Below are 10,492 nucleotides of genomic sequence, written 5' to 3' on the forward strand. Positions count from 1 at the left end.
CTACGCGCTGCGCTCCGCCAAAGGCTCCGCGCTACGCCGCCGGGCGACTGCAACCGACGGCGCCAAGGGGGTCAATCTTGGACGCCGATCCGGGGTCAGTTTTGCGCGCCGATTGACATCGTGCGAGACGGTCAGGGCGATGAAGACCACGGCGCCGCCGAAGGGCGCTATCGCGGCGCGGACGCGGGTGGGGAAATCGGCATCCACCGTCGCTTCGGGTGCGAATGTGAAGATGAGCGACTGGCCGCTTCGGGCCGCCTCGATGAACGTCTGGAGCCAGAAGCTCTCGCGCAAGCGGACGAACGGCTCCGAGCCGAACGGGAACACCGCGCCGACGGCGTCCACGACCAGGTTCTTCTGGGCGCATCACCCCGACTGGGCGAGGCAGAACGCGGTGATGGCGGCCGCGCCCTCAGAAAGCTGATCGCGCAGCATTTCTTGGCCTGGATGCCGCCAGGCGTCGGGCCGCGCTGACCCGCACCCGCACGCCGATCCTGATCATCTGCGGCGACAACAACCCGGCACCGCGGCGGCCAACTGGTTCCCCCTGGTCGGCCAGATCCCCAACGCCCAGCTCATCATCTATCCGGACTCGGGGCACGGGCCGCAGCACCACTACCCGGAGCTGACGGCGGACTATGTCGAGGCCTTCCTGCGCAAGGCCTCCAACGAGACTAAACCGCGTCCGTGCGGTGCGCCGCATGGCTTCTCGCGGGGGTGCAGGACGAGGCGGGCGTGGGCAGATCGGGGACCCGCGCCCGCCTCGACCCTTCCCCCCTAGAAGGTCACGCCCACCCGGGCGTAGTAGAAGCCACCCTGCCAGTCGACGATCATGTCGGAGCGGTAGATTCGGCCGTTCGTCGCCGACTCCCCGATCTTGTCGCGGTCCGGGTAGTTGTCGAACAGGTTGCGGACGCCCAGCGTCAGCGTCGTCATCTCGTTGACGGCCCAGCTTCCCTCGAGATCGAAGAAGATCTCGGGGTCCCACTTCTGGATCACGCCGTTCAAGGTCTGGCTGAACATGTTCTTGTACGGGCCGTAGATCGAGGCCCGCGCCACCACGCTGAATGGGCCGGCCTTGTGGATGCCAGTCACTACGCTGCGCCACCGCGGCTCGGAGTGCTTGAAGTCGTAGACGTACTCGCCGTCGAAGAAGGTGCGCCTCACCCCCGAGGGGTCGACGATGGTCTTCACCTTCGTCACCACGGGCATGTTCCAGTTGAACGAGGCGGTGAGGTTGGTGCTCTGGCCGTTCTCCCAGAGGTGGGCGTAGGTGGCGACGACGTCGATGCCGTGGATTTCGGCGTCGAAGGCGTTCTGGAAGAAGTTCACCTGGCCGATGGTGTCGGCGCCCGGCACGCCCGCGGCGATCAGGGCCGCCTGCAGCGACGGCGTCACGGTGATGGGCGTCACGGCGTAGAACATGTCGTCGATCTTGATGAAGTAGGCGTCGGCCGTGATCGATAGGCCGGGCAGGGGCGTCGCCGTGATCCCGAGCGAGAAGTTCTGGGAGGTTTCGGGCTCCAGCGGCTCGGCGCCCAGGAACTGGGCGACGGGGTTGGTCGCCGGGAACAGGCCCTGGGCGACCGGCTGGCCGTTGTTCACCACCGTCGAGACGATGGTGGTGAAGTTCTGGCCGGTGGTGGGGGCGCGGAAACCCGTGCCCACCGAGCCGCGGATCGCGAACATGTCGGTGATCGCGAAGCGGCCGGCGACCTTGTAGTCGAGGGTGGAGCCGAAGTCGGAGAAGTCCTCGGCGCGCAGGGCGGCCTGGAGGAACAGACGGTCGGTGAGGTCCGTGGAGACGTCGACATAGGCGGCTTTGGAGTTCCGCGTCAGGCGGCCGGCGTACTGGGGCGAGAAGCCCGGGGCGCCGTTGGAGCCCACGCCCAGGACGGCGTAGACCGGGTTGGTGAAGGTGCGGCCGTCGATGATCTGGGTCGTGGAATTGCAGACGATGCCGGCGTTCTGCGGCGCGGTCGGCCGCAGCGTGCGCTGGGCCACGTTCGGCTCGTTGGTGCAGAAGTCGTAAGGGTCCTGAACCGCATAGGGTCCGGCGATGTACGAGGGCACGTCGCCGACGCGGATCTCGTAGCCTTCCTTGCGGTACTCGGCGCCGAAGGCGATGGCGATCGGCTCGGGCGTGAAGCCCTCCAGGCCGTAGGTGAAGTCCGCGTTGAAGGCGATTTCGTCCGAGACCAGGTCGCCCTGGTGGAACTCGGTGGGGCTCTTCTCGCCGAGCGAGAAGTTCACCGTCTCGTCCAGGTCGTAGCGCAGCTTGTCATAGCCGTAGCGGGCCGAGAGGTCGTAGCCGAACGACCCCATCTCGCCGCGATAGCCGCCGATCAGCGACCAGTCGGTCACCGTGCCGAAGTACTCGGGCGTGAAGCCCAGGGGGAAGATCTGGTTGGCGCGGAACAGCTGGCCGTTCTGCATCCGGACGTAGTCGTCGAGGTTGTTGGTCGAGGCGCCCACGTCCACCGGATTGCGGTAGTTGAAGTCCTCCTTCATGTGGCTGCGGCCGTAGTTGCCGAAGGCGTAGAGCTCGCCAACGCCCAGCTCCATCTCGCTGTTGGCGAAGAGGCGGAACGCCTCCGCCTCGGGCTGCCCCCACTTCTGCGGCGTGCGCTGGTAGAGGCCCAGGTAGTTGACCTGCTGGGCATAGGCGGCCGTGTAGGCCGTGCCCGGATTGGCCGTCGTGCCCGCCGTTTCCGACGCGAACACCGGGATGCAGAAGCCCGCCGACTGGTTCGGGATGTTGCGGTTGCAGAAGGTTTGGGCCCGCGAGCTGGGCTGCTCGGTGATGTATTCGAAGGAGACGTTGACGAAGCCGTTGTTCGGCAACGGCAGACCCTTGTTGCCGCTGACGATGATTGAGTCGCCGTCCTTCTCGTAGTATTCGCCGGCCTGGACCTGCAGACTGCCGCCGTCGGCGCCGTCCTTGAGGATGAAGTTGATCACCCCGGCGATGGCGTCCGAGCCGTACTGGGCGCCGGCGCCGTCGCGCAGCACCTCCACCGACTTCAGCGCCGCCGCGGGGATCTGCGCGGCGTCCTGCGCCTGCACGCCCGAGCCGCCCGTCACCACCAGCGCCGACCGGTGCCGCCGCTTGGAGTTCACGAGCAGCAGGGTCTTGTCCGACGGCAGGCCGCGCAGGGACGCGGGCCGGATGAAGGTCGCCCCGTCCGAGATCGGCTGGCGGGTGAGGGTGTAGGACGGCACCAGGGTCTTGAGCAGGTCCTGGGTGTCGGTGACCGAGATCGCCTCGATCTCCTCCTGGCTGAAGGAGTCGACCGGCACGGGCGACTCGATGGCCGTGCGCGGCGCGGCGCGCGAACCCGTCACGATCACTTCCTCGACGGCCGCCTGGCCCCAGGCTGCACCGGCGCTTGCGGCGGCGACGGCTGTGACGCCGGCCAGCAGGAGCCCGCGATAAGTTCTGGTCTTCATGAAAACGCCCCCATTTATGTTCTGCAGAGAGATCTGTTGTTGTTGATCAAGCGCAGGCGTCCGGGCGCGCACCGTGGTTTGCCGTGCGGCGTTCTTTCAGCTCAAGCTTTGGAACCCGATACAGGTCGACGCCCATCTGCACTCGCCTCAATAGAGCAAGGCCCCAGGTGGATGCGTCTCCGTCCCCTACAGCAATCGGCGTGCGATAATCCGACAGTCGGACTTCGAGGTCCTACATTCGTCGCCGGTTTGCCGAGATCATGACCGTGGGTTCGAGAACGAGAGTCAACAAGATAGACGAAAGGAGCGGCGGACCGCCCACGATTTCATCAACTAGGTCCGTAGTGTACAGAAAGCGCGCAACATGGCGGTTTCTGAAGACGATGGAGATTTGACTCCTCAGCACGAAAACTTTCTAGGCGGTTTTGATGATCTTGTCAGAATGCGCAGTTGCTGACCTTAGGCGCCTAACGATTGTTCGCATTGGCGACTGTTACCGGGTCGTCGCGCCTGGCGCCTTGAAGCGGCGGGACCGCCGGGCGGTTCTCTAGGTGTCGCGGGGTGCGGCGTCGTCGGGAGAACGGTCATGGGGCTCAGCCGCAGGTCATTTCTGCATAGGCTCGGGGCGGCGGGCGGCTACGGCGCCGCCTATTCGGCGATGCTGGCGATGGGCCTCATGGCTGCGCCGGCGCGGGCGGCGGCTCCATCGCTCGAGCCGGCGGTGGGCCGCGGCCGCAAGGTGCTCGTGTTGGGCGCGGGCATCGCCGGCCTCACGGCCGCCTACGAGCTGGAGCGGGCCGGCTTCTCGGTGACGGTGCTGGAGGCCCGCGATCGGGTCGGGGGGCGCAACTGGACGCTGCGCAACGGCTCCAAGGTCGAGATGGTCGGCGAGGCGACCCAGACCGTGAGCTTCTCGGACGGCGTCTACATGAACGCCGGTCCCGCCCGCATCCCCAGCCACCACGACGGCGTCCTGGGATACTGCACCAAGCTGGGAGTTCCGCTGGAGGTGGAGATCAACTCCAGCCGCAGCGCCTACATCTGGGACGGCGATTCCAACGGCGGCCGGCCGATCCAGATGCGCCAGGGCGTCAACGACACCCGCGGCTACATCTCGGAGCTGCTGGCCAAGGCGCTGAACCGCGGCGCCCTCGACCAGGAGCTCTCGCCCGAGGACAAGGCGCAGCTGATGCCGTTCCTGCGCCGCTACGGCGACCTCAACGGCGAGATGCGCTTCACGGGCACCTTGAGGTCGGGCTTCTCGGCGCTGCCGGGCGCCGCCGACCAGTACGGCGCGGGGCGGCCGCCGCTGCCGCTGAAGGACCTGCTGGCCAACGACCAGCTCGCCGCCACGCTGTTCGAGGACCAGCTCTACATGCAGGCCACCATGTTCCAGCCGGTGGGCGGGATGGACCAGATCCCGGCCGGCTTCCAGCGGGCCCTGCGCAGCCCGCTGATCCTCAACGCCGAGGTGCTTCAGATCCGCGACCTCCCGGCCGGCGTGGCGGTGGCCTGGCGCGACAGGACCAGCGGCCGGCGCGAGGTCGCCCAGGCCGACTATGTGGTCGTCACCCTGCCGCTGAACATCCTGGCCAAGGTCGACACCAACTTCGCCAAGCCGGTTAAGCAGGCGATCGCCAGCGTCCCCTACGACTACTCGAACAAGATCGGCTTCGAGGCGCCGCGGTTCTGGGAGAAGCAGCAGATCTTCGGCGGCATCTCCTTCGTCGGCGGCGAGACCAGCCTCGTCTGGTATCCGTCCAACGACCTGCATTCCGCCCGCGGCATGCTGCTGGCCTGCTACGGCTCGGGCCCGCGGGCGAAGGGCTTCGCCGAGAAGCCGCTGGACGAGCAGGTGGCGATCGCCCGCGCCGTGGTCGGGCGCCTGCATCCCGGCCACGAGGGCGAGCTGGAGAAGCCGGTCGTGGTCAACTGGAGCAAGATCCCGTTCAACCTGGGGCCCTGGCCCGCCTTCGGCGGCCGCGGCGGCCAGGAGGGCCACATCGACGATCCCGCTTACAAGCTGCTCAACCAAGCCCACGGCCGGGTCTATTTCTCAGGCGCGCACCTCTCGCAGATGCCGGGCTGGCAGGAAGGGGCGGTGCTCTCCGCCTGGCGGTCCGTGGGCATGATCGCCGACCGCGTCGGCCAGTCGGTGGCCGTCGAACCCGGCCGCCGGGCGGCCGCCTGACATCGCACGGAGACCCCGATGACCAAGACCCCGCTCGCCGCCCTCGCGCTGCCCCTTACGCTGGCCGTGGCCCTCGCCGCCGGCCCGGCCTGGACCCAGAACCTCCACGTCAACCCCGCGAACAGCTTCATCTCGCGGGCCGTGAAGGTCCCGGCCGGGTCCGAGATGCTGTACGTCAGCGGCATCACGCCCAGGCCCGCCAACCCGCAAGCGCCGCGCGATCAGCAGACATTCGGGGACACCAAGACCCAGGTGACCTCGATCCTCGGCCAGATCGGCGAGATCCTGACGTCCCAGGGCTATGGCTGGGAGGACGTGGTGATGATGCGCGTGCTGCTGGTGAAGGATCCCGCCAAGGGCGACCGCATGGACTTCGCCGGCATGATGGAGGCGTACAACGCCGTCTACGCCCCGCTGAAGAACAAGCCCGCCCGCATCACGTCAGAAGTGGCGGGCCTCGTCGCCCCCGGCATGATGGCCGAGATCGAGGTCCAGGCGGCGAAGAAGCCCTGAGATCGCGAGGCCGCTCAGCGCGTCGCGAAGGCCGGTCCGCCTCGGCGATGCAGGTCGGCCACCCGCGGCGCGCCGACTGCGGTCACCGCCTCGTCCATCGCCCGGGCGTAGCAGTCGGTGGCGCGCACCGCCCGTTGCAGCTCCCGCACGCTGACGTGGGAAGCGCCGCAGACGTCGAGCGCGGCCCTGTCGAACCGGCGCAGCAGCCGTTCCGCGTGGCCCGGGCGGTTCAGCGCCAGGTCGCCGGTGCGCACGGCGACTGCCTCGCGGGCCATGGCGATCGACGGAATGGCCGTCGAGGGGGTGGCGAGCGCCAGGGCGAGGGCGCCAAGCAGGAAATGCCGCATCTGTTCCTCCATTGTGATCTTTGCCCGCAAGATAGGCGCTTTCCGGCCCAGGCGCCACGCCGGCGGGCAGCCGGCGGGCCTCCCGCCTGCCGGGAGGGCCCGGCGGCCGCCGTCGCGGCCTGCACGACGCGCCCGTCCGCGGGGCTTCATCAGGTGCGCCGCGGGGCGCTCCAGCAGGAGCGGCCCCCAGCGCTCGAGCGAGCTTTCCGCCGGCGTATCTGCCCAGAAGTCGCGCAGCGCCGCGGCTGGGGCGCCGCAGCGCGGGCATTCCGCTCAGGCGCGCGCGAGGGGGGAGGCCGCCCTAAGGACCTGTTTACCATCGCCGGCCGCCAATCACGCGCGACGATCCGGAGCAACAGGTCTTGGCGCAGCTGAAGCGATCCAAATCCCGGCAGGCGAGCGCCGAGCTCGAGGCCCGGTGCGCGGCGGCGGAGGCTCGGGCCGACGTCGCCGAGCGCCGCCTGCAGTCCGTGCTCGACGCCCTGCCGGAGGGGGTCGTCCTGCTCGACGAAGCCGGGCGCTACCTGGCCTGGAACGCCCGCTACGCGGCCATCTACCATCGCTCGGCGGACCTCTTCCGCCCGGGCGCCTTCCTCATGGACACGCTGCGGGTGGGGGTCGGCCGGGGCGACTATCCGGACGCCGTCGGCCGCGAGGAGGCCTGGCTGGCCGAACGGGAGGCGCAGATCCTGGGCGGCGCCTCGCGCTTCGAGCAGCGACTTTCCGACGGCTGCCACCTGCTCGTGGAGGATCGCCGCACCCGCGACGGCGAAATCGTCGGCCTACGGATCGACGTGACGGAGATGAAGCGCCAGGCCGCGGCGCTCGCGGAGGCGCTGGAGGGCGCCGAGGCGGCCAACGCGGCCAAGAGCGCCTTCCTGGCCATGATGAGCCACGAGATCCGTACGCCGCTGAACGGCGTCCTCGGCATGGCCAGGGCCATGGCCGCCGATGCGCTGTCGCCGGTGCAGCGGGAGCGGCTCTCGGTGGTCCACGACTGCGGCGAGGCCTTGCTGGCCATCCTGAACGACATCCTGGACCTTTCGAAGGTGGAGGCAGGCAAGCTCGAACTCGAATGCATCGAGTTCGACCTCGCCGCCGTGGCCCAGGGCGCCTATTCGGCGTTCACGGCGCTCGCCAACAAGAAGGGGCTTTCCTTCAGCCTGGAGATCGCCGGTGCCAGAGGACGTTATGTCGGGGACCCTACCCGCGTTCGTCAGGTGCTCTACAACCTGATCTCCAACGCCGTGAAGTTCACCGAAGCCGGCGGCATCCGCGTCACCGGGGGCTATGCCGGCGGCGTTCTCGAGCTCGCCGTCGCCGACACCGGCCCCGGCATCCCCGAGGCGGCGCGTGGCCGTCTGTTCGACCGGTTCGACCAGCTGGACTCCGCGATGACCCGGCGGTTCGGGGGCGCGGGCCTCGGCCTGGCCATCTGCCGGGACCTGGCCACGGCCATGGGCGGCGCGATCGAGGTGGAAAGCGAGGTCGGCCGCGGGTCGCGCTTCGTCGTCCGGCTGCCGCTGACGCGCATCGGCGGGGAGCAGGCCGAGCCGTCGCTGCCTGGGCCGCAGGCGTCGCCGCCGGCGCCTCTGCCGCTCCGCGTGCTGGCCGCGGAAGACAACGCCGTGAACCAGCTCGTCTTGAAGACCCTGCTGCATCAATTGGGAGTCGAGCCCACCGTCGTGGGGGACGGCCGCGCCGCGGTGGAGGCCTGGCGGGGCGGCGGCTGGGACGTCATCCTGATGGACATCCAGATGCCGCTGATGGACGGGCTGGAGGCGACGGAACAGATCCGCGCCGCAGAGCAGGCTGGAGACCGACCCCGCACGCCCATCATCGCCTTAACCGCCAACGCCATGCCGCATCAGGTGGCGGCCCACCTCTCCGCCGGCATGGACGGCCACGTAAGCAAGCCCATCGCCGTGACAGACCTCGTGAGCGCCCTCGAGGCCGTCCTGGCCTCCCGCGGGGACGGTTCTTGGACGGACGCCGCCGCCGCCGGCGGCGGCCGAGGCGTGGCATCGCCGGGCGGCGTCGAGTAGCGCGCGCCGAGGTGGCGCTCTGCCTCAGGGAAGCTTGAGGCGGCGTCAGGTGCGACGCGGCTCCAGGAGGCGCCGGACCCGAGGCCGCAGGAGGCGCTAGCGCTCGCGCGGCCCGCCGGCGGACGCCTGGGGGCGGGCGGCCGGGGCGGGGCGGGCCGGCTCCCCATCCCGGGGTTCGGGCGGCTTGAACCCGTGGGGGAGGAAGCCGCGCAACAGGGCTTCGACCGCGACCGTGACGGGGCCCGTGAGCTGCCGCTTCCCCGCCTCCATCTCCAGGATTCGGCTGGCGCCGTGGTTCTCTCGGCGAAGCGCAGCGCGCGCGCCAGATCCGCCGGCGCCCAGCCCATCGCCTCACGCGCCTGGCGCAGGTGCTCGCCTGTCTCGATCATCGCTTGGTCGCATCCTTCCAGAGGCCGGCACACCCTTAGGGCGCGGGGCCGGCGGCCGTCCACTACACTCCGCCCTGGACTTCGGCTGGACGCTGCACAACCGTTGACGGCGGGAGGGCCGCATGCGGCGTTCGGCCTGAAGGCGGAGCTCGGCGCCCTTGCTCGTCGTGCGGCGAGGGGCGCCCTCCGACGACTCGGGCGGCGAGTGCGAGGGGGCGCCCCATCGGGAACCGCGAAGCCGAAGATCGAGCCCGCGCCCGGCGTCGATCGGACCCAGATCTCGCCGTCCATGGCCGCAACGAGCCGCTTGCAGATGGCGGGGAGGAGGCCGGAGCCTCCATGAGTTCGGCTCGAGGAGGCGTCGAGCTGCGAGAAGCGCTGGAACAGGCGCTGGACTTCGGTCTCCGTCATGCCCGGACCTGTGTCGGAAACCTCGACTTCGATCCGCCCTTCGCGCCAGCCGAAGCCAATGCCAATCCGCCCTTGCGTGGTGAACTTCACCGCATTCCCGACCAGGTTGATGAGCACCTGGCGGACCCGGGCGGGGTCCACGGTCGGCGCGTCCCTTGGCGCGGCCGGTCGGGAAATGGCGTCTCCGGCGCTGATCAGTGATTGATCTGGCCGCTGGAGTACGGGGAGAGCCCGGCGGCGTGTCCCTGGGAAATCTACATAGTCGCTCAGCGGTCGTCGGTGTCCTCGAGGGGGTCGAGGCCCGCCGCCATGGCGATCCGCACCGCCGTGGAGAGCCCCTGGGCCTCGAGCTTCTCCATGATGGCGGCCCGGTAGACCTCCACGGTCCGCGCGCTGATGTCGAGCTCGTAGCCGATCGCCTTGTTGGCCAGGCGTCGCCGGCGGCCGCCAGGCGGCTCGATCAGAACCTCGTTGCGCGTCTTGGCTATGTCGATCGCTACCAGGACGGCGTGGGCGGGCGTAGAGTCTCTTCTGGTCATGGTCGGTCAGGATCTCCACAGAGGGCTTCGAACACCTTCACTGTAGAGACCTCTTCGGCTGGCCGTGACCGCCTGCTACGCGCGCCCGCCGCTTGATAGCGGCGCGCTTCGCAGGCTCGCCGTCATCCGCCTTCCTGATGTGTTACGGGCGGGAGTTCATCGCCGCGACCGTGCGGGAGTGGATCGCCGCGGTCGGCGCCCAGAGCGCCTACATCGAGCCCGGCAGCCTGCGGGAGAACGGTTACTGCGAGAGCTTCAATTCCAAGCTGCGCGATGGACTGCTGAACGGCGAGCTGTTCTTCAGCCTCGCCGAGGCCGAGGTGCTGATCGAGGCCTGGCGGCGTCACTTCAACGCCGTCCGGCCGCACAGTTCGCTCAACTACCAACCACCGGCGCCTGAGATGATCATCCCCCGCAGCGGAACCGTCGTGCCATGGGCGAGCGCGCCAGCTGTGGAGGGCGCGCGCTCGCCCACCCCAAGGTAGCGTCCACTGAGGTGGTGGAAATTCGCTGAGCGAGGCGGGCCGCGGAGCCTCCACATTGCTCGGCGGACCGCCTCGCGGCGGTAGGGTTGGTCACCGGGGGTCTTTGTCCCAAGGTCGAGTTG

The 10,492-nt window shown here is 69.2% G+C and carries 7 protein-coding genes and 2 pseudogenes; 4 read left to right on the forward strand and 5 right to left on the reverse strand.

The genetic code is table 11. The features are described from left to right. On the reverse strand, positions 1 to 345 hold the full coding sequence (locus ACO2Q0_RS21585) for a hypothetical protein (protein ID WP_423353580.1): 345 nt from the start codon (positions 343 to 345) through the stop codon (positions 1 to 3). Between the two features lie 432 nt (positions 346 to 777). After that, positions 778 to 3,450: a TonB-dependent receptor plug domain-containing protein gene (locus ACO2Q0_RS21590; protein ID WP_423353581.1), complete on the reverse strand. Its 2,673-nt coding sequence runs from the start codon at positions 3,448 to 3,450 to the stop codon at positions 778 to 780. 586 nt (positions 3,451 to 4,036) lie between these two features. Between ACO2Q0_RS21590 and ACO2Q0_RS21595 the strand changes: the two genes are divergently transcribed. Further along, positions 4,037 to 5,641 carry a flavin monoamine oxidase family protein gene (locus ACO2Q0_RS21595; RefSeq protein ID WP_423353582.1) on the forward strand — a complete coding sequence of 535 codons (1,605 nt, stop codon included), beginning with the start codon at positions 4,037 to 4,039 and terminating at the stop codon, positions 5,639 to 5,641. An 18-nt stretch (positions 5,642 to 5,659) separates the two neighbouring features. Beyond that, the gene (locus tag ACO2Q0_RS21600) at positions 5,660 to 6,154 is read left to right on the forward strand and encodes a Rid family hydrolase (protein WP_423353583.1); all 495 of its coding nucleotides are present in this window, start codon (positions 5,660 to 5,662) and stop codon (positions 6,152 to 6,154) included. Between the two features lie 14 nt (positions 6,155 to 6,168). On the opposite strand, the gene ACO2Q0_RS21605 is transcribed toward ACO2Q0_RS21600, so the two are convergent. Then, positions 6,169 to 6,501, reverse strand: coding sequence for a UrcA family protein (locus ACO2Q0_RS21605; protein WP_423353584.1), 333 nt, complete (start codon positions 6,499 to 6,501; stop codon positions 6,169 to 6,171). A gap of 362 nt (positions 6,502 to 6,863) precedes the next feature. Between ACO2Q0_RS21605 and ACO2Q0_RS21610 the strand changes: the two genes are divergently transcribed. Continuing rightward, positions 6,864 to 8,546, forward strand: coding sequence for an ATP-binding protein (locus ACO2Q0_RS21610; RefSeq protein WP_423353585.1), 1,683 nt, complete (start codon positions 6,864 to 6,866; stop codon positions 8,544 to 8,546). 671 nt (positions 8,547 to 9,217) lie between these two features. Here the strand turns inward: ACO2Q0_RS21610 and ACO2Q0_RS21615 are convergent. Further along, positions 9,218 to 9,487, reverse strand: a pseudogene (locus tag ACO2Q0_RS21615) (ATP-binding protein); the annotation flags it as partial. A gap of 125 nt (positions 9,488 to 9,612) precedes the next feature. After that, positions 9,613 to 9,885, reverse strand: a complete 273-nt coding sequence (locus tag ACO2Q0_RS21620) for a LuxR C-terminal-related transcriptional regulator (protein WP_423353586.1) — start codon at positions 9,883 to 9,885, stop codon at positions 9,613 to 9,615. Positions 9,886 to 10,031: 146 nt separating this feature from the next. Between ACO2Q0_RS21620 and ACO2Q0_RS21625 the strand changes: the two are divergent. Next, positions 10,032 to 10,370 (forward strand): annotated as a pseudogene (locus ACO2Q0_RS21625) (integrase core domain-containing protein); the annotation flags it as partial. Positions 10,371 to 10,492: the final 122 nt, after the last annotated feature.

Source organism: Phenylobacterium sp. VNQ135 (assembly GCF_049445735.1).
Classification (GTDB): Bacteria; Pseudomonadota; Alphaproteobacteria; order Caulobacterales; family Caulobacteraceae; genus Phenylobacterium.